At 35.6% G+C, this 18,662-nt stretch carries 20 protein-coding genes; 17 read left to right on the plus strand and 3 right to left on the minus strand.

Annotated elements, in window-relative coordinates; all coding sequences use genetic code 11:
- The first annotated feature begins 25 nt into the window (after positions 1 to 25).
- The 9 genes from AB9K26_RS01480 (at position 26) to AB9K26_RS01520 (ending at position 6,522) form a co-directional block, all read left to right on the plus strand.
- Complete coding sequence (locus AB9K26_RS01480) at positions 26 to 802, plus strand: exonuclease domain-containing protein (RefSeq protein WP_369970761.1); 777 nt, start codon at positions 26 to 28, stop codon at positions 800 to 802.
- Positions 803 to 804: 2 nt separating this feature from the next.
- Positions 805 to 1,416, plus strand: a complete 612-nt coding sequence (locus tag AB9K26_RS01485; protein WP_369970762.1) for a fumarylacetoacetate hydrolase family protein — start codon at positions 805 to 807, stop codon at positions 1,414 to 1,416.
- Positions 1,417 to 1,758 (plus strand): Hpt domain-containing protein, encoded by a 342-nt coding sequence (locus AB9K26_RS01490; RefSeq protein ID WP_369970763.1) that lies wholly within the window; start codon positions 1,417 to 1,419, stop codon positions 1,756 to 1,758. It begins immediately after the preceding gene.
- A complete protein-coding gene (locus AB9K26_RS01495) occupies positions 1,758 to 3,005 on the plus strand; it encodes a competence/damage-inducible protein A (protein WP_369970764.1) in 1,248 nt (415 codons plus the stop codon). The genes AB9K26_RS01490 and AB9K26_RS01495 overlap by 1 nt, the downstream gene beginning before the upstream one ends.
- Positions 3,006 to 3,086: 81 nt before the next feature.
- Entirely contained in the window at positions 3,087 to 3,323 is a 237-nt protein-coding gene (rpmB, locus tag AB9K26_RS01500) for a 50S ribosomal protein L28 (RefSeq protein WP_369970765.1), read from the plus strand.
- A 29-nt stretch (positions 3,324 to 3,352) separates the two neighbouring features.
- Positions 3,353 to 3,535: a 50S ribosomal protein L33 gene (rpmG, locus tag AB9K26_RS01505; RefSeq protein ID WP_139695441.1), complete on the plus strand. Its 183-nt coding sequence runs from the start codon at positions 3,353 to 3,355 to the stop codon at positions 3,533 to 3,535.
- A 34-nt stretch (positions 3,536 to 3,569) separates the two neighbouring features.
- Entirely contained in the window at positions 3,570 to 3,722 is a 153-nt protein-coding gene (locus AB9K26_RS01510) for a DUF4295 domain-containing protein (protein WP_369970766.1), read from the plus strand.
- Between the two features lie 142 nt (positions 3,723 to 3,864).
- On the plus strand, positions 3,865 to 4,839 hold the full coding sequence (gene ftsY, locus AB9K26_RS01515; protein ID WP_369970767.1) for a signal recognition particle-docking protein FtsY: 975 nt from the start codon (positions 3,865 to 3,867) through the stop codon (positions 4,837 to 4,839).
- Between the two features lie 36 nt (positions 4,840 to 4,875).
- Entirely contained in the window at positions 4,876 to 6,522 is a 1,647-nt protein-coding gene (locus tag AB9K26_RS01520) for an amidase family protein (protein WP_369970768.1), read from the plus strand.
- Here the strand turns inward: AB9K26_RS01520 and AB9K26_RS01525 are convergent.
- The gene (locus AB9K26_RS01525) at positions 6,519 to 7,607 is read right to left on the minus strand and encodes a serine hydrolase domain-containing protein (protein WP_369970769.1); all 1,089 of its coding nucleotides are present in this window, start codon (positions 7,605 to 7,607) and stop codon (positions 6,519 to 6,521) included. The two genes, AB9K26_RS01520 and AB9K26_RS01525, sit on opposite strands and share 4 nt — an antisense overlap.
- Before the next feature lie 101 nt (positions 7,608 to 7,708).
- On the opposite strand from AB9K26_RS01525, the gene rimO reads away from it, so the two are divergent.
- On the plus strand, positions 7,709 to 9,010 hold the full coding sequence (gene rimO / locus AB9K26_RS01530) for a 30S ribosomal protein S12 methylthiotransferase RimO (protein WP_369970770.1): 1,302 nt from the start codon (positions 7,709 to 7,711) through the stop codon (positions 9,008 to 9,010).
- Here rimO and AB9K26_RS01535 read toward each other — a convergent pair whose 3' ends face one another.
- Together AB9K26_RS01535 and AB9K26_RS01540 are read right to left on the minus strand one after the other, a co-directional pair.
- Positions 9,011 to 9,274 (minus strand): hypothetical protein, encoded by a 264-nt coding sequence (locus tag AB9K26_RS01535; protein ID WP_369970771.1) that lies wholly within the window; start codon positions 9,272 to 9,274, stop codon positions 9,011 to 9,013.
- A gap of 227 nt (positions 9,275 to 9,501) precedes the next feature.
- Positions 9,502 to 12,258: a putative LPS assembly protein LptD gene (locus tag AB9K26_RS01540; RefSeq protein ID WP_369970772.1), complete on the minus strand. Its 2,757-nt coding sequence runs from the start codon at positions 12,256 to 12,258 to the stop codon at positions 9,502 to 9,504.
- Between the two features lie 128 nt (positions 12,259 to 12,386).
- Between AB9K26_RS01540 and AB9K26_RS01545 the strand changes: the two genes are divergently transcribed.
- The 7 genes from AB9K26_RS01545 to serB are packed head-to-tail and all read left to right on the plus strand — an operon-like array spanning position 12,387 to position 18,583.
- The gene (locus AB9K26_RS01545) at positions 12,387 to 13,505 is read left to right on the plus strand and encodes an N-acetylmuramoyl-L-alanine amidase (RefSeq protein ID WP_369970773.1); all 1,119 of its coding nucleotides are present in this window, start codon (positions 12,387 to 12,389) and stop codon (positions 13,503 to 13,505) included.
- A 53-nt stretch (positions 13,506 to 13,558) separates the two neighbouring features.
- A complete protein-coding gene (locus AB9K26_RS01550; protein WP_369970774.1) occupies positions 13,559 to 14,521 on the plus strand; it encodes an MlaD family protein in 963 nt (320 codons plus the stop codon).
- A gap of 12 nt (positions 14,522 to 14,533) precedes the next feature.
- Positions 14,534 to 15,841 (plus strand): 4Fe-4S dicluster domain-containing protein, encoded by a 1,308-nt coding sequence (locus tag AB9K26_RS01555; protein ID WP_369970775.1) that lies wholly within the window; start codon positions 14,534 to 14,536, stop codon positions 15,839 to 15,841.
- An 18-nt stretch (positions 15,842 to 15,859) separates the two neighbouring features.
- Positions 15,860 to 16,651 carry a (Fe-S)-binding protein gene (locus AB9K26_RS01560; protein WP_369970776.1) on the plus strand — a complete coding sequence of 264 codons (792 nt, stop codon included), beginning with the start codon at positions 15,860 to 15,862 and terminating at the stop codon, positions 16,649 to 16,651.
- A gap of 2 nt (positions 16,652 to 16,653) precedes the next feature.
- Positions 16,654 to 16,848 (plus strand): hypothetical protein, encoded by a 195-nt coding sequence (locus AB9K26_RS01565; protein ID WP_369970777.1) that lies wholly within the window; start codon positions 16,654 to 16,656, stop codon positions 16,846 to 16,848.
- A gap of 6 nt (positions 16,849 to 16,854) precedes the next feature.
- Positions 16,855 to 17,337: an ABC transporter ATPase gene (locus AB9K26_RS01570; protein WP_369970778.1), complete on the plus strand. Its 483-nt coding sequence runs from the start codon at positions 16,855 to 16,857 to the stop codon at positions 17,335 to 17,337.
- A 22-nt stretch (positions 17,338 to 17,359) separates the two neighbouring features.
- Complete coding sequence (serB, locus tag AB9K26_RS01575) at positions 17,360 to 18,583, plus strand: phosphoserine phosphatase SerB (RefSeq protein WP_369970779.1); 1,224 nt, start codon at positions 17,360 to 17,362, stop codon at positions 18,581 to 18,583.
- Positions 18,584 to 18,662 lie beyond the last annotated feature (79 nt).

An 18,662-nucleotide genomic window follows, 5' to 3' on the forward strand; every position in this document is an offset into this window, starting at 1 on the left:
AATTATCTTTGCCAAAAATCATTTCATGCAACTCAACTTAACGAAACCAATCTGTTTTTTCGACTTGGAAACTACAGGTATCAATATTACTAAAGATCGTATTGTAGAAATTTCAATTCTTAAGGTTCATCCCAACGGAAAGGAAGAAAACTATACACAATTGGTCAATCCAACCATTCCTATTCCAGCTGAAGTGACAAAAGTGCATGGTATTTCAGATGCAGACGTTGCCGATAAACCTACATTTAAAGAGATCTCGAGAGAGGTGCACAATATGATTAAGGATTCTGATTTGGGAGGATTCAATTCCAACCGATTTGACATTCCGTTACTAGCTGAGGAAATGCTTCGAGCTGATATTGATTTTGACATGAAAAACACCCAATCCATTGACGTGCAAACTATTTTTCACAAAATGGAACAACGTACCTTAAGTGCTGCATATAGGTTTTATTGTGATAAAAACCTTGATGATGCACATAGCGCTGAAGCTGATACCAAAGCCACTTATGAAGTATTGAAGGCTCAGTTGGAACGCTATGATACTCTAGAAAATGACACCAAATTTTTAGCTGAATTCAGTTCTCGTAAAAAGTTTGCCGATTTTGCCGGATTTATTATCTATAATAAGCAAGGCGAGGAGTGTTTTTCCTTTGGAAAGCATAAAGGGAAATTGGTCACTGAAGTTCTGGAAAACGAGCCTGGTTATTTTGGGTGGTTGTTGAATGCCGATTTTCCGTTGTACACTAAAAAGGTATTAACTGCTATTAAACTAAGAGCCTTCAATAATAAATTGTCTTAAATATGAAGCTCATTTGTATTGGTCGAAATTATACGGAACACATTGAGGAACTGGAAAATGAAAAACCATCAGAACCTGTTGTGTTTTTAAAGCCCGACACTTCTATTTTATTAAAAAAACAACCGTTTTTTATTCCAGATTTTTCAGATGAGATCCATCATGAAGTTGAGGTCTTGGTGAAGATCAATAAAGTTGGAAAATATATCGCTAAAAAATTCGCCCATAAATATTACGATCAAATAGGTTTGGGTATCGATTTTACAGCTAGAGATCTACAATCTAAGTTGAAATCAAAAGGATTACCTTGGGAAAAAGCTAAAGCTTTTGATGGTGCAGCTGTGGTTGGAGAATGGCTTCCGAAAAGTAATTTTAAAAATGTTGACAACATCAATTTCAGTCTTAAAAAAAACGACGAAATTGTCCAAAAGGGTAATACCAGTTTAATGTTGTATAAAATTGATGAAATTATAGAATATGTCTCAAAATATTTTACTTTAAAGATTGGAGATATTATATTTACAGGAACTCCCGCAGGAGTTGGCAAAGTTATTGCTAATGACAAACTAACCGGTTTTTTAGAAGACAGAAAGCTGTTTTCAATAACAATAAAATAAATGGAACAACATTATAAATTATTTAGAGTTCGCGAATTGGCTGATAATGATGAGGATTTTGTTAAATCGATCGTTGAGGCCTTTTTGGAAGAGGTCCCAGTTGATGCCGAGCGACTCCAAAAAGCTGTAGCTGAAACAGATTATTACAATGCTTATCAAGCGGCCCATAAAATGAAACCCACTGTCGATTTATTCGAACTAGGTGTTTTAGACGATCTTATTGTTGTACAAGATTGGGGAAAGTTTGAAAAAGTTGGTGAAGATTGCTCACATGAATTGGAACTGGTGTTAAAGGCAGTTGAAAATGCGAGTGAAGAACTCAAAGCAGATTTCAGTTTGTAATGTTAGCAGAGATAATTACCATTGGTGATGAAATTCTCATAGGTCAAATTATAGATTCCAATTCGGCTTTTATTGCAAAACAACTTAATACGATTGGTGTTTCTGTCTATCAAATTACTTCGGTTCAAGACGACAAGAACCATATTCTCAAAGCGCTTTCTGAAGCAGAATCCAATGCAGATATCATTATAATAACAGGTGGTTTAGGACCTACCAAAGATGATATTACCAAAACAACCATTGCAGATTATTTTAATGATGTTTTGGTTGAAAATCCTTCCGTTAGAAAAAATATTGAGCATTTATGGGAAGTGTATGTCAAGAAACCGCTTAAGCAGGTCAATTTAGACCAAGCCTTGGTGCCTTCAAAATGTGATGTTTTGATGAATAAGTATGGAAGTGCTCCTGGCATGTGGTTGGAAACAAACAATAAGGTATTCGTTTCCTTGCCTGGTGTTCCTTTTGAGATGAAGGCTTTAATGACTGACGAAGTGCTTCCAAAGCTTCGGAAAAAATTCAAGTTCCCATTCATTCAGCACAAAACGTTTTTGACTTACGGATTAGGAGAAAGCTCAGTGGCAGAGCGTTTAGAAACCTTTGAAAATGAATTGCCCAAGTTTATCAAACTAGCATATTTACCAAATTTAGGAAGAGTGCGATTACGCTTATCTGCTAAAGGAAAAAATAGAGATGAAGTAGAAACCGCCATGCAAAAGCAAACCGATTTATTGTTGCCACTTATTGAGGATATTTTTGCAGGTTATGAAGATGATATTTCCATCGAGGCCATGATTGGTAAATATCTAACCGAAATGAATAAAACCCTCGCAACAGCTGAAAGTTGTACAGGCGGATTGATTGCTCAACGCATAACTGCCAATCCTGGAGCTTCAAAATATTTTATGGGAAGTGTGGTTAGTTATACAAAGGCGACAAAAGTCAATGTGCTCAAAGTTCCAGAAGAATTGATTGAAAAATTTTCTGTAGTTAGTGCTGAGGTAGCTGAAGCTATGGCCTCGCAAGTCTTACAATTATTGGATACAGATTTTGCTGTGGCCACTACAGGAAATGCTGGTCCGACAAAAGATGATACCGATGAAGGCTTAGGTGTGGTTTATATCGCCATTGCAACAAAAACTAAAGTATATTCTGAGTGTTTTAGCTTCGGAAACCATAGAGTAAAAGTGATTCATAAAGCAGCAAATAAAGCCTTTGAAATGTTGCAAAAAGAAATTTTAAAAAAGTAACACTTTTACTTTGTTGGTATTGCAAAGTTTTCTTAAATTTGCACCCTGTTTTAAATAAACATCAATTAAAGAGAGAAAGAAATGTCAAGAGTTTGTGAACTTACAGGAAAGAAAGCCATGGTTGGGAACAACGTTTCTCACGCTATGAATAAAACCAAGCGTAAATTTGACGCTAACTTAATTAAGAAGCGTTTCTATATTCCTGAAGAAGATAAGTGGGTTACACTTAAGGTATCTACTTCAGCTTTAAAAACAATTAACAGAATTGGTATTTCTGCGGCTTTAAAGCAAGCGAAAGCTAAAGGATTTTTAAAATAAAAAGCATAACGCGTTAAAAGATACGTACGATGGCAAAGAAAGGAAATAGAATACAGGTTATATTGGAATGTACTGAGCACAAAGAGTCTGGACAACCAGGAACATCTCGTTACATCACAACTAAAAATAAAAAGAACACGCCAGGAAGAATGGAGATTAAAAAATTCAATCCAATCTTAAAGCGTATGACCGTTCATAAAGAAATCAAATAAATAGATTCCATCTGGAAGATAAAACACATAAGTCATGGCAAAGAAATCAGTAGCATCATTACAAACAGGATCAAAAAGACTTACAAAAGCTATTAAAATGGTAAAATCACCTAAAACAGGTGCTTACATGTTTGTAGAGTCTGTTATGTCGCCAGACATGGTTAACGATTTTTTTGATAAAAAATAATCAAGACATTTCATATATCATATCAACTGCTTTCATATTTGAAAGCAGTTTTTTTATGTCTATATTTGACCTCTTTCTGCCATTTTAGCAGAATAAATTTTAGGTCTAAGTTTTGATAGGAGTATTGAAATAGGTATAACAAATGAGTTTTTTTAAAAAAATATTTTCCTCTGAAAAAAAGGAAACACTAGACAAAGGGTTGGAAAAATCGAAAACATCTTTTTTTTCAAAACTTAATAAAGCCGTCGCTGGAAAATCTAAAGTTGATGATGATGTTCTCGATAATCTTGAAGAAGTCTTGGTAACAAGTGATGTTGGTGTCAATACCACTTTAAAGGTTATAGAACGCATCGAGGAACGCGTCGCAAAAGATAAATACTTGGGCACTTCGGAGCTCAACAAAATTTTACGTGAGGAAATCGCCGGATTACTATCCGAAACCAATTCAGGAGAAGCTACAGACTATACAATTCCTGACTTACCAAAACAAGACAATGGTACTAAAACACCTTATGTAATTATGGTGGTTGGTGTCAATGGTGTAGGTAAAACTACAACGATTGGAAAATTGGCTTACCAATTCAAAAAGAAAGGACTTAAAGTCGTATTAGGTGCTGCTGACACCTTTAGAGCTGCAGCAATCGATCAGCTTCAAGTTTGGGCAGATCGCGTCGATGTTCCTATGATCAAACAATCTATGGGTAGCGATCCTGCTAGTGTGGCTTTTGATGCCTTGCAATCTGCAGTAACTCAAGACGCTGATGTTGTGATAATAGATACTGCAGGACGTTTGCACAACAAGGTCAATTTGATGAATGAATTGAGTAAGGTAAAACGGGTCATGCAAAAAGTTGTTGGTGATGCACCTCATGATGTGCTTTTGGTGTTGGATGGCTCAACAGGTCAAAATGCATTTGAGCAGGCTAAACAATTTACGGCAGCTACTGAAGTGACCGCATTAGCCGTTACAAAACTTGATGGAACTGCTAAAGGAGGTGTGGTGATAGGCATTAGTGATCAATTCCAAATTCCAGTTAAATATATTGGAGTAGGTGAAGGTATTGAGGATTTGCAAGTGTTCAATAAATATGAGTTTGTAGATTCATTCTTCAAATAAATTCTGTTTTTTCTTTATTTTTATAAGAAAATAAAGATGAAATATTTACTCGGTTTATTACTCACATTAGTTTTCTTGTCTTGTAAAAAAGATGAGAAGCAAATTAATGATACAAATGCAAATGAGGTTGCTGATGATATCAGCGCCATTTCTACAAAAGATTTTAGAGAGTTTAAGGTGTTAGATTCTAAACTGATTTCGAACGAAGTCATTTGGGAAGACATTAACACTCAGTTGGAAGACTTTAAAGAAGCAACCTATAAAGCGCTTAAGCCTTTAATTTTAAATCAAGACATTCCATCTTTACAAAAATCTGTTTCAGAAGGTAAATTGAGTTATGAATCTTTAACCAAGTTTTATTTGTTTAGAATCAGAAAGTATGATCGTGAAAACGATTTATCATTAAACTCCGTTATTTCATTAAACCCAAATGCCATTGCAGCTGCTCGTCAAAAAGATAGAGAGCTGTTAAATAAAAAGGCGAAGCATCCTATCTTTGGAATGCCAATTTTATTAAAGGACAATATCAATGCCAAAGGAATTCCAACCACTGCTGGCGCATTGGCCTTGAAGAACAACGAAACCGAAGATGCTTTCATAACCTCTCAATTAAAGTCTCAAGGTGCTATTATTTTGGGAAAGGCAAATCTTAGCGAATGGGCTTATTTTTTCTGTGGAAGTTGCCCAAGCGGTTATTCTGCTATTGGAGGTCAAACACTCAATCCTTATGGAAGACGAATCATTGATACTGGTGGATCAAGTTCTGGAAGCGGTGTTGCTGTCGCTGCTAATTTTTGTGCTGCTGCGATAGGTAGTGAAACAGCAGGTTCTATTTTATCACCTGCAAGCCAGAATTCTGCTGTAGGATTAAAGCCAACCATTGGTGTGTTGAGCCGTACAGGAATTGTGCCGATCTCATCAACTTTAGATACACCTGGACCGATTTCAAGGTTTGTCGTTGATAATGCCATAGTGTTTGATGCTATGAAAGGCTATGACCAAGCCGATTTCAAATCGGTTGAACCAAAACTGGATATCAAAAATTATTATGAAAATCTAAATGCCAATGCCGTAAAAGGGAAACGTTTTGGAGCATTTAAGGAACTGATGAAAGATACCTTATATATGAATGCCATTGGTCTGCTGAAGCAACAAGGTGCCGAAATTGTGGAAATAAGTGAGGAAAAGGTTGATTTGCCTGACTTTATTAGGCTTTTAAACTTAGATATGAAAGTTGATTTAGCGAATTATTTTGAAAACTATTCCAATAAAGAACTTCCATACAAAACAATAGAGGACATCATTGAGTTTAATTTAAAAGATAGTCTTTTAGCGATGCCTTACGGTCAGCGATTATTTGAAGGTGTATCAAAGGATTCCAGTTCTAAAGAAGAATTTGAGGCTATAAAAAATACTTTGAAGACCAATGGTAAGGTGTTCTTCGATACGCCTATGAAAGTGGAACAATTAGATGCAATTCTATCAATTAATAATTATCATGCCGCCGAAGCTGCGGTTGCCGAATATCCAGCATTAACTGTTCCTATGGGATATACTAAGGAAGGAGTTCCAAAAGGGTTGACTTTTATTTCAACACCTTTATCAGAAAAACAACTTTTGCAATGGGCTTATAGTTACGAACAAGCATCGAACATGAGAGTATCACCTAAAGATTATAATTAATTAATCAATAGGTTTATTTTTTCCCAGAGATCGTTATCAAAAGAGGATAAAGCAAAATTAATGTCATCTGCAGGTTCACCCATTCGTACAATAACCAAATCTTTGCTTGGAACGACATACACTTTTTGATCATCTCTTCCTAAACCGCAATACATGTCACTAGGAGCATTAGGAATCAATTCTCCTGGAAACTCAATTTGGGATTGCGGTAGGTGAAATGTTGATTTACCATTTAACCACCACAGATAGCCATAAGCTTCATTTATAGGTTGTGAGGTGTTGGTAGCATCGTTCAAAAAAGCTTCAGAAATAATTTGATTCGTTTCCCATTTACCATTCGCATAAATCATTAAACCAAATCGTGCCATACTGCGAGTGGTGCTCCAATACACACTGAAATCACCTGTTTGAATCCAAGCTCCAGTCATACCGATTTTATCTTTTAAAGCAGTATTAAAATAGTTTGACCATGTTTGATTGGTAGCAGATGCCACAACATCTTGTAGCTTTACATAAACATTATGATAGGCCCAGCGATCTCCAGCATCAGCAATATATTGAAGATTTTCTGGTGATACATCATCACCTAGGCTATCGTCAAGACCTGAGTTCATAGACAGTAAGTTTTTGCAAGTAATCAAATTTTCCTTATCAATCGGAGCACTGGTCCATCCAGTTCCTATATGATCGGAAATACGATCATTTATATTGAGCCAACCTTCTTCTTGGGCAATTCCAGTTACTGTAGTCGTAAGCGTTTTACCAGCACTTGCCCAATACCAAGGAGTAGTTTCACTATGGCCATTCATATAATGTTCAACAACTAATTTTCCTTTGTGAAGTATGATAAAGCTTTTAGAATTCTTAGCCTCCAAAAAATCCAATAAAGGTTGAAGTTGACTTTCGTTCCAACCTAACTCAGAAAGGGTTGTGGTATCCCAAGTATCACTTCCATCAGTAGGTGGGAAGTAAACATTTCCAGAATCAGGTGTGCCATCAGGTTGCGTCGTTGTGGAGTCATCTGAAGTACATTGAAAAACAATAAGAACACAAAAGAGGAAACAGATTCGGTTTATGGCTTTCATTGATAGTGTTTTTAATATGACAATATAAATATAGGAAGGTTTAATAACCATTTCAAAAATATCTTAAATCATTGCGTATCTTTGCAAATCGAAATTTGAATATGAGAACAAAGTCGCTTAAAAAAAACAGGATCAATGTCGTTACTTTAGGTTGTAGCAAGAATGTCTATGATAGTGAAGTCTTGATGGGACAACTCAAGGCGAGTGGAAAGGATGTGGTTCATGAAGAGGAAGGCAATGTTGTGGTTATTAATACCTGCGGATTTATCAATAATGCCAAGGAGGAAAGTGTAAATACCATTTTGGAATTTATGCAGAAAAAAGAAGATGGCCTTGTAGATAAAGTTTTTGTGACAGGATGTTTGAGTGAACGCTATAAACCCGATTTGGAAAAAGAAATTCCAAACGTAGATCAGTATTTTGGAACCACAGAATTGCCGCAACTATTAAAAGCTTTAGGTGCTGATTATAAACACGAATTGATTGGCGAGCGACTTACGACAACACCAAAAAATTATGCCTATCTAAAAATTGCTGAAGGTTGCGACAGACCTTGCAGCTTTTGTGCTATTCCACTGATGCGAGGCAAACATAAAAGTACACCAATAGAAGATTTGGTCATTGAAGCTGAGAAATTAGCGGCTAGTGGAGTTAAAGAATTGATACTGATTGCCCAAGACCTTACGTATTATGGTTTAGACTTATACAAAAAACGTAATCTGGCAGAGCTACTTGAACATCTTGTGAAGGTTGAAGGTATTGAATGGATCCGATTGCATTATGCGTTTCCAACTGGGTTTCCTATGGATGTCCTTGAAGTGATGAAACGTGAACCTAAAATCTGTAATTATATTGATATTCCTTTACAGCATATTTCAGATCATATCCTAAAAAGTATGAGACGTGGAACCACTAAGGAAAAAACAACCAAATTATTACAGGATTTCAGAGAAAAAGTTCCGGAAATGACTATAAGAACAACACTTATTGTAGGTTATCCTGGAGAAACTGAAGAAGATTTCCAAGAATTGAAATCATGGGTGAAAGCAATGCGTTTTGAACGTTTGGGCTGTTTTACCTATTCGCATGAGGAAAATACACATGCTTATAATTTAGTGGGTGATGTTCCAGAAGAAGTCAAAATGGATAGAGCCAATCAGATTATGGAAGTCCAATCCCAAATCTCCTGGGAATTGAACCAAGCTAAAATAGGTCAGGAATTTAAAGTCATTATTGATCGAAAGGAAGGGAATTATTTTGTGGGTCGCACAGAGTTTGATTCACCAGATGTCGATAACGAAGTTTTGATCGATGCTTCAAAAACCTATTTAAAAACTGGAGAGTTCACACAAGTTAGAATTGTCGAAGCTGAAGATTTCGATCTGTATGCAGAAGTTCTTTAGCTAATCAATGATTCTGTCGTGTGAGATATAAACAAATTCGGTATCTCCTGAGTCATCAGTTGTAATTTCGAATTTTAAATTTTTAAATTCAGCATTAAAGCGACCTTTACCTTTGTTCTTGATAAGCTGTTTCAATTTAGGATTGTCTATGTCTGCTTTAATGACTACTTGTGCGCATAAACTCTCGTTTTGAGCATAAAACACAAAGTAATGTTCTTGATTGTCCTCAAAATAATCTGCTAACCAATATCTAAGATTGTTCATGCCTATTTTTTTAATTTCGTTTGCCAGTTCTTTTTTGTAATGGCTGGAACTAATGTCCATAGATTGAAAAATAGGGTTAGTCGTTTGGCATTTTGGTCTCTCGCAAGATATTATTGAAAGTAAAATACATACAGCTAAAATCTTGAAGGATATTGGTTTCATAAACATTGAAGTTTAAAATAAAACGATGAAACGATTTTGAAATTGTATGCAGATAAGTTTTCTGGTTATAACTGTTGATCACGCTGTCTACGCTTGTCGTATTTAAGATCTTTAAGTAAACTCGATCTGATACCAATAAAGAAATTCCATGAATTATAAGGTCCGAAAGGAACCCAACTAAAGTTCATTCGCCAAGATAATAAGTCGCGTTCAAATCTTAACTGAGTCAGTGTAAACCCTTTGTTCTTGAAGTCGTAACCTGAGGATGCGCCAACAGACCAACGAGGAGATAATTCAATGTCTCCAGAGAACATTAAAGAATGTGATGAGATTTCATTTTCACGTCTGGAGTTTGAGTAGTTAACGGCGTATGCCAGCCTTAAGCTCCATGGTATTTTGTAATTATAAAGCTCTGGATTTTCTTTTTCTTTGTCTTTTTTGTCATCATCAGTTAGACGTTTATCTGCAAAATCCTGAGGTTTACCAAAAAGATCATCGGCACGACCACCACTTCTTATAGATTCTTGAATCGCAGCATCATCTTCGCTGGAACCTTCAAAAGAATCACTTGATAGGGTATAGCTCATATTGACATTGGCATTGGTTAGTCTGAACAAACTACCACCATTATTAATGTTGAATTGATTTACTCTCGTATTGTTATTGTTTAATGCATAAGGATCTAACGTAGCACCAAAATTAATATTCATCTTATCCTTCAAAATAGTAGTACCTCCTGAAACACGCAATGGACTCCATTTTAAGGAATCTGCAGCAAAATTATAGGAAGTAGAAAGGTTTAAATTATTTAAAAGAATCACCTTTTTGGGTTCTGTTGCGGTGCTGTCTTTATCTCTTACCTTGGCTTCAAAATTATTACCAACCGAAATACCTAAGGAACTAGAAAAGTTTTGACTTGGAGCACCATAGATAGATCCTTGAAAACGTGTGTATTCCTCACGAGTTGTTCCATTAGCATCAATAATATCAAAAGAATCGTAATATTGATCAAAGGCAGGATTAATATTATAGCTTATGGAAGGTCGTACAACATGCCTTATAGCCTGGATTTTTGGATCTTTTCCTTCTTTCTTGAAATCGAACATACCATATATGGTTGTCCCAATACTTGTGCTGAAATTATATGTGAAAAATCGATCAAACCCTGTGACATCTTCGGTGACGGTTGTTTCCAAATCCTGATCGTAATAGCGTCTAATGGTATTGTAGGTCCAATTTTCTTCAAAATTGGCACTAGCACTCATACTGAAATACTTAAAAACCTTAAAGTTTGTGGTTACAGGTATTGAATGTAAAGCTCCAATTCTGGCATCATCAAACATTTCTTTTTTAAAGAAAAGGGAATCTGTAGTTTGGATTCTGTTTTCAGCTCTTACATTGTATTGAAAGTTTATGTTTTCAATGATTCCTTTCTTGGTTCCAACTTTAGGTGCAAACGGAAAGACTCGGCTCACACTACCTTGAAAAGTAGGTAAGGTCATATTAATAACTTCCGTATTGGTATTTTGTGAATGCGTTGCGGTAACACTCATGTTAACTTGAGGTTCTCCTTGAAATGTTTTTGAGTATGAAACCGATGAGGCCAACGTATTGTTTTGAGAATTGGAAAGATTGACCTGATTTCTAGACTGCCTGTAATAAGTGCTACTACCTAAGTTAACTGAAGCCGAAAACCTAGAATTGGGATTTGCTTTAGCATCTTGATTGTGAGACCAGCGTATGTTATAAATAGTCGACTTGGAGTAATCAGGGAACCCTCTTTCACTGTTAATTAGATTTTCATATCGAAGACTTAAGTTTCCATTAAATTTATACCTAACGGCATAGTTATTCTCCAATCGTAAACCATAACTTCCATTTGTATAGTAATCTCCTAAAACCGCTAAATCAAAGTAATCACTTATGGCAAAATAATAACCACCATTTTGCAGAAAATAACCTCTGTCATTAGCTAAATCCTGACTAAATGTTGGAAAAATAACTCCAGAAGTTTGCTTTTTTGACATAGGAAAATAAGCGAAAGGCAAACCTATAGGTGTAGGAACATCGTAAATAAACATATTGGCCAAACCAGTAACCACTTTTTTCCCAGGAACAATTTTTGCTCTTCGCATGAGAAAGTAATACTCTGGGTCATCAAGGTTTTCAGAAGTAGTGAATTTGGCATCTTTGACAAAATACACCGAATCATTTTCCTTTTTTGTAATATCGGAAATAATCGTACCTCCACTTTGCTCTGTTCTTGAATTAAAAATCAAAGCTTTTTTGGTTACTGTATTGAAAATAATGGAATCTGGCTCAACAACATTTTGACCTTGCGTGAAAACAGGTGCTTGGGAATAAACACCAGCTGTATCTTTCAGTCGGCCAGCGTAAACCAGGTCTTTGTTATGGTCAATTACAATAATACCAGAAGTAATAGTCATGTCGCCATAATTCACTTCTGCTTGGTTGTATAGTGTGGTTTGTTGCAGGCGTTGGTTTAAAGAGACATAATCTTTGGCTTTGTATTTTACAATATCTGTTAATGTTTCTTTCTTTTTAACAGTACTATCCTTTGCCACACTGTCAACTTCCTTAATCGCTATTGGAGGACCCAAAAGAGAATCAACTTTTACTAAAGTGGAATCGTTGATTGGTTTGGGCTTGATTGGGTCTTTGGGTTTTGGGAGCTCCTGAGCCAAGCAAAACATGTTGATAAACATGGTAAAACTTAAAGTAAAAACTATGTGGAAGCTCTTTGTACGCAATGCTTTTAAATGTATTTTTGTAAAAGTATGGCTCGGTTTTTGAATTGCCAAAATTACATATATTTTTTATGAATTGTTTATAATTCACAGAAATTGTAAAAAGGTCAAAACCTTATGTCTAATAAGGGTTTAGACAAGATGTTTAAAATAAACCGAATGCCTTAACCGTTACTACAAGTATGAAAACGAAAGTACGCTACTTTATCTTATATACTGTCTTGATTTTTACATGTTTTTTAACACATGCAACTAGTTTTGAAAAAGAGAAAGACAAGTTTGTTGTAGTTCTTGATGCTGGACATGGAGGTCACGACTCTGGAAATTTAGGAAGTGGTTACAAAGAGAAAGAAATCGCCTTAAAAATTGTGTTGGCAGTTGGAAAAGAACTTGAAAAAAATGATGATATTCAAGTTATTTACACACGTAAATCAGATAAGTTTGTAACTCTTAGAGGTCGTGCTAAAATAGCCAATGATGCTGGAGCAGACCTGTTTGTGTCGGTTCATTGTAATGCTCATAATTCTTCTGCTCATGGAACCGAAACGTTTGTTCTAGGGTTGCATGCGAATCAACGAAATTTTGAAATCGCCAAAAAAGAGAATGAAGTTATCTTTTTAGAGGCCGATTATCAAAAGCACTATGAAGGCTTTGATCCTAATTCACCTGAATCTATGATTGGTATTACTTTGATGCAAGAAGAATATCTTGAGCAAAGTATCCGATTGGCGAGATTGATAGAGGATAGTTTTAAGTTTAAGAGAAAGCGTAACAGTAGAGGTGTAAAACAAGCAGGTTTCTGGGTGTTGCACAATACTTATATGCCAAGTGTTTTAATTGAAACAGGGTTTTTAACCTATAAGAAAGAAGGTGCTTACCTTAATTCAAAAAACGGACAAGATAAAATGTCAAACTCTATAGTGGAAGCTATTTTGGATTATAAAAAGAACTTAGACCAAAACATTGGAGAAAATATATATAACGATACTGGTATTGAAAAAAATACCGATATAGAAGTGTCGCCTTTGGTTTATGAAGGCACGGTTTTCAAAGTTCAAATTGCAGCAAGTTCAAGAGATCTTGAACCAAAATCTTATAATTTTAATGGCTTGACCGATCTTTCTAAGGAAAAAGTCGGCACACTATATAAGTATTATTATGGCAATACGTCAGACCTTAATGAAATAAGACGTTTAGAGGTTATCGCAAAGCAAAAAGGCTACACTACAAGTTTTGTTGTTGCCTTTCAAGATGGGAAACAAGTCAATCTCTCAGAAGTGCTAAAATCATCGGCAAATTAGAAACATTCTTTATATATTTATTGCTAAGTTTGTTATAAACAAAAACGAGACTATTGAAAATTTCTAGAGAAGTAAAAACTGCAGTACTGGTTATATCTGGTATAGTATTGTTCATCTACCTATTTAACTATCTTAGAGGCGAAAATATTTTAGATTCTTCTCGTACCTATTATGCCATTTATGATAATGTAGAAGGTTTGGCGCCTTCGACTCCAGTGACAATTAATGGAATGAACGTTGGTAAAGTGAAAGCCATTGATTTTAAAGGGGATGGATCTGGACAATTGAAGGTGACCCTTATGGTAGATAATGATTTTCAATTTTCAAAGAACAGTAAGGCACAATTGTATGATTTAGGACTCATTGGAGGTAAAGCTGTTGCTATTATACCTGCATTTGACAACGCTGAAAACGCTGAATCAGGAAGCTATTTGGAATCTTCAGTTAAAGCTGGTTTAACCGAATTGGTCAACCAACGATTAACACCTTTACAGGAAAAAATTGAAGGTGTTATGGTTCAAGCAGATTCTCTTCTGGCAAATGTCAATGACGTTTTGGATGATCAAACTAAAAACAATCTTAAAGAAAGCATTTCAGAATTGAATGCAACCATAAAATCCTTTAAAACAACCTCAACTTCCTTAAACCGTTTAATTGATTCCAACCAGGAAGCCTTAACAGCAACCTTGTCTAATTTTGAGAATACGTCTGAGAATTTCTCTAAAATTTCAGACTCCTTGGCAAATGCTAATTTATCAGCAACAATAGCCGATTTACAATCAACAGTTCAGAATTTTGATTTGATGATGGCAAACATCAATAATGGTCAAGGAAGCATTGGAAAACTTTTAAAAGATGAAGGTCTCTACAATAATCTTGAAGGAGCTTCCAAACAACTGGAACAGCTACTACAAGACATGAAACTCAACCCGAAACGATACGTGCATTTTTCTCTTTTTGGAAAGAAACCTAAACGCTATGATGCCGAGGGGAATGAAATTAGAGATCAAAAATAATACAAACAGTATATGAGCTATCTTCCACAAATTCTATTTGCCTTAGCACTAATATTAGGTGTTGGGTATTTTACTAGAAATGTAAAAAAACTCATCCGGAACATAAAATTGGGCCAAGATAAAGACGTTTCAGATAATAAAGGTGAACGTTGGAAAAATATGGCGATGATTGCCCTTGGACAAAGTAAGATGGTCAAACGACCAATAGCAGGATTTCTCCATGTTATAGTATATGTAGGTTTTGTCATCATTAATATTGAAGTTCTGGAAATTATTATTGATGGTCTATTTGGAACCCATCGTATTTTTTCTTCAATGGGTTCTCTTTACGGGATTCTCATAGGATCTTTTGAAATATTGGCGGTCTTGGTTCTAGTGGCTGTTATCGTATTTTGGTTGCGGAGAAATGTCATTAAACTAAAACGTTTCCTGAGTGCTGAAATGAAAGGTTGGCCTAAAAATGATGGTAATATCATTCTGTATTTTGAAGTGGTATTAATGTGCTTGTTCCTTACCATGAATGCTACCGATTTACAGTTTCAAGCTATGGATTCCGGTAATGTGATCAGCCAATTTATAGCGCCTTGGTTTGAAGGGTTTTCTGAAAACACCTTACATCTTATTGAACGTACGGCTTGGTGGTTACATATCTTAGGTATTTTAGTCTTTTTAAATTACCTCTATTTCTCAAAGCATTTGCATATTCTTTTGGCATTTCCAAACACCTATTATGGCAAATTAACGCCTAAAGGACAGTTTTCAAATTTAGAGTCTGTAACTAATGAAGTGAAACTTATGATGGATCCAAATGCCGATCCGTTTGCTGTTCCTGAAGCTACTGATACAGCAGAAGTACCAGCAAAATTTGGAGCAAGTGATGTTCAAGACTTAAGTTGGGTACAACTGTTGAATGCTTATACCTGTACAGAATGTGGACGTTGTACTTCTTCTTGTCCGGCAAACATGACTGGAAAGAAATTATCGCCTCGGAAAATCATGATGGATACAAGAGATCGATTGGAAGAGGTTGGAAAAAATATAGATGCCAATGGAGGCGAATTTAAAGATGACGGCAAGCAGTTGCTAGGAGATTATATTACCAACGAAGAACTCTGGGCATGTACTACCTGTAATGCTTGTGTGGAGGCTTGTCCTGTGAGTATTGATCCGTTGTCAATTATTTTAGAAATGCGTCGTTACTTAGTAATGGAACAAAGTGCTGCTCCTATGGAGCTTAACAATATGATGAGTAATATTGAGAATAACGGAGCACCTTGGCCATACAATCAAATGGACCGATTAAATTGGGTAAATGAATAACATAAATGCATTGATATTATGAGCAATGAACTTAAGGTAAAAACAATGCAAGAATTTATGGCGGAAGGTCGTCAACCTGAAATTTTGTTTTGGGTTGGTTCTGCTGGAAGTTATGATGATAGAGCAAAGAAAATAACAAGGGCTTTTGTAAGAATCCTTAACAAGGCCAATGTCGATTTTGCGGTTTTGGGCACTGAAGAAAGTTGTACTGGAGATGTTGCCAAACGCGCTGGAAACGAATTTTTATTTCAAATGCAGGCCATGATGAATATTGAGGTGTTGAATGGCTATGAAATTAAACGTATAGTTACTTGTGACCCACATTCATTCAATACACTTAAAAATGAATATCCAAGTCTTGGCGGAAATTATGAGGTGTTGCATCACACACAATTCATTAAGGAACTTATTGATTCCAATCGATTGTCGCTTCAGGCAAAAACCTATAAGGAAAAACGTATTACGTTTCATGATCCATGCTATTTAGGTCGTGCCAATAAAATTTATGAAGCGCCAAGGGATATTCTTAAACAAACAGATGCTCGTATAATCGAAATGAAACACCACAAAAGTACAGCTTTGTGTTGTGGCGCTGGTGGTGCCCAAATGTTTAAGGAACCTGAAAAAGGTGATATGGATGTCAACGTATTGCGTACCAAAGATGCTTTGGAAACGGCACCAAATATCATCGCTACTGGTTGTCCTTATTGCAATACAATGATGACTGATGGTATCAAGGCTCACGAAAAGGAGGCTGAGGTCCAGGTTATGGATATTGCCGAAATCATTGCTAATTCTGAAAATTTATAACCGTGTCAAAAATTGATAAAAAGCAAGTCATCATTGCTGGTTTGGTAGGTGGTGTCGTGTTCTGTCTGATAATAACCGTCATTGATTACTTTTTGGGACGCGGATTTTCATGGCAACGTCTTGGATTTTATTATGTTTTTTCAAGCATCATGTATGGCTTTCTTACCTATAGAAATTTTAAGAAACATCAGAAATAAGAATCTATGCTAGTTGATTTTAATACGTTACCAGAAGATTCAAGGGTTTGGATCTATCAAGCCAATCGCTCTTTTTCCGATGAGGAGCTTTCAGAAATAAAAGAGAAAATAGATGTCTTTTTAAAAGATTGGACAGCCCATGGAAGTGATCTTCAGGCAGGCTATACCATAAAATACAAGCGATTTATAGTCATTGCTTTAAACCAAAATCTCAATAAGGCGACAGGTTGTAGTATAGATGCTTCAGTTCATTTTATACAACAATTGGAAAAAGACTATAATGTTGATCTTATGGATAAGATGAATGTGTCTTACAAACAAGGAGCATATGTAGCTTATAAGCCTTTGTTGGATTTCAAGAAAATGGCAAAGGATAAGGCTATTTCAAAAAACACCATAGTATTTAATAATATGGTGGCCAATATTGCAGAGTTTAACGAAAATTGGGAAGTGCCAGCTAGTGAAAGTTGGCATAGCAGATTTTTATAAAATAGAAGCCTCATTTTTTATTATGAAAAAAGAAATCTTTCTGATGAATATTTCTGGACAGGATAAACCTGGTCTAACTTCTGGCATTACCAATGTTTTATCTCAATATGGAGCAAAGGTTTTAGACATTGGTCAAGCAAATATTCACGATACATTGTCTTTAGGTTTTATGTTTGAAATTGAATCGGGACATGATTCTGCTGCAGTCCTAAAAGATTTACTTTTTAAGTCCTATGAACTTGGAGTCACAGCTAAGTTTACACCGATTACCTTAGAAGATTATGAAAAATGGGTCACTCTTCAGGGTAAAGACCGTTATATTGTTACGATTTTGGGTGAGCGATTATCGGCAGAACAAATATCAAGAGTTACTAAAGTGATTTCTGATAAAGACTTAAATATTGATGCCATCAAAAGACTTACGGGTCGTATTTCATTAGTCGAAAAAGAAGAATATCCACGTGCATCTATTCAATTATCTATTAGAGGAAAAATTGATTGTAAAGCCGATCTCACTTCAAAGTTTGTTGAAATTTCAAGTGATTTGGATGTTGATATAGCTTTTCAGGAAGATAATATTTTTAGAAGAAACCGTCGTTTAGTATGTTTCGATATGGATTCAACATTGATTCAAGCTGAAGTTATTGATGAATTGGCAAAGCGTGCTGGTGTTGGAGAAGAAGTTAAAGCGATTACAGAATCGGCTATGCAAGGTGAAATCGATTTTCAGGAAAGTTTTAAAAAACGCATGAAATTATTAAAAGGTTTGAGCGAAGATGTCCTTCAGGATGTAGCAGAAAACCTACCTATCACAAAAGGCGCCAAACGATTAATTGATACTTTGAAAAGCTACGGTTTTAAAACGGCAATTTTATCTGGTGGATTTACTTATTTTGGAAATTACTTAAAGGATAAGTTGGGTATGGATTACCTATATGCCAATGAATTGGAGATTAAGGATGGTGTTTTAACAGGAGGCTATGTTGGTGACATAGTTGATGGGAATAAAAAAGCTGAATATCTCAAGGAAATTGCTAAAAAGGAAGCTATCGATATTGCACAGACGATAGCTGTTGGAGATGGTGCCAACGATTTACCAATGCTTAATCTGGCTGGTCTAGGAATCGCTTTTCATGCCAAGCCAAAGGTGAAAGATAATGCTCAAAGCTCCATTTCAAGTATCGGACTTGACGGTGTGCTTTATCTTTTGGGTTATCACGACAGACATATCGATTTAATTGATTAAGTTGACACTTAATTATGTTTACAACTGTCTTTATAAATCTATCTTAAAGTCTTTATACTTAGTTCTAAAAATACTATTT

This window comes from Psychroserpens sp. XS_ASV72 (assembly GCF_041224425.1).
Taxonomy (GTDB): Bacteria; Bacteroidota; Bacteroidia; order Flavobacteriales; family Flavobacteriaceae; genus Psychroserpens.

Excerpts from the sequence above, each read along its gene's own strand:
- AB9K26_RS01480 (WP_369970761.1), top strand. The coding sequence starts at position 26 with ATGCAACTCAACTTAACGAAACCAATCTGTTTTTTCGACTTGGAAACT.
- AB9K26_RS01485 (WP_369970762.1), top strand. The coding sequence starts at position 805 with ATGAAGCTCATTTGTATTGGTCGAAATTATACGGAACACATTGAGGAA.
- AB9K26_RS01490 (WP_369970763.1), top strand. The coding sequence starts at position 1,417 with ATGGAACAACATTATAAATTATTTAGAGTTCGCGAATTGGCTGATAAT.
- AB9K26_RS01495 (WP_369970764.1), top strand. The coding sequence starts at position 1,758 with ATGTTAGCAGAGATAATTACCATTGGTGATGAAATTCTCATAGGTCAA.
- rpmB (WP_369970765.1), top strand. The coding sequence starts at position 3,087 with ATGTCAAGAGTTTGTGAACTTACAGGAAAGAAAGCCATGGTTGGGAAC.
- rpmG (WP_139695441.1), top strand. The coding sequence starts at position 3,353 with ATGGCAAAGAAAGGAAATAGAATACAGGTTATATTGGAATGTACTGAG.
- AB9K26_RS01510 (WP_369970766.1), top strand. The coding sequence starts at position 3,570 with ATGGCAAAGAAATCAGTAGCATCATTACAAACAGGATCAAAAAGACTT.
- ftsY (WP_369970767.1), top strand. The coding sequence starts at position 3,865 with ATGAGTTTTTTTAAAAAAATATTTTCCTCTGAAAAAAAGGAAACACTA.
- AB9K26_RS01520 (WP_369970768.1), top strand. The coding sequence starts at position 4,876 with ATGAAATATTTACTCGGTTTATTACTCACATTAGTTTTCTTGTCTTGT.
- AB9K26_RS01525 (WP_369970769.1), bottom strand. The coding sequence starts at position 7,607 with ATGAAAGCCATAAACCGAATCTGTTTCCTCTTTTGTGTTCTTATTGTT.
- rimO (WP_369970770.1), top strand. The coding sequence starts at position 7,709 with ATGAGAACAAAGTCGCTTAAAAAAAACAGGATCAATGTCGTTACTTTA.
- AB9K26_RS01535 (WP_369970771.1), bottom strand. The coding sequence starts at position 9,274 with ATGAACAATCTTAGATATTGGTTAGCAGATTATTTTGAGGACAATCAA.
- AB9K26_RS01545 (WP_369970773.1), top strand. The coding sequence starts at position 12,387 with ATGAAAACGAAAGTACGCTACTTTATCTTATATACTGTCTTGATTTTT.
- AB9K26_RS01555 (WP_369970775.1), top strand. The coding sequence starts at position 14,534 with ATGAGCTATCTTCCACAAATTCTATTTGCCTTAGCACTAATATTAGGT.
- AB9K26_RS01560 (WP_369970776.1), top strand. The coding sequence starts at position 15,860 with ATGAGCAATGAACTTAAGGTAAAAACAATGCAAGAATTTATGGCGGAA.
- AB9K26_RS01570 (WP_369970778.1), top strand. The coding sequence starts at position 16,855 with ATGCTAGTTGATTTTAATACGTTACCAGAAGATTCAAGGGTTTGGATC.
- serB (WP_369970779.1), top strand. The coding sequence starts at position 17,360 with ATGAAAAAAGAAATCTTTCTGATGAATATTTCTGGACAGGATAAACCT.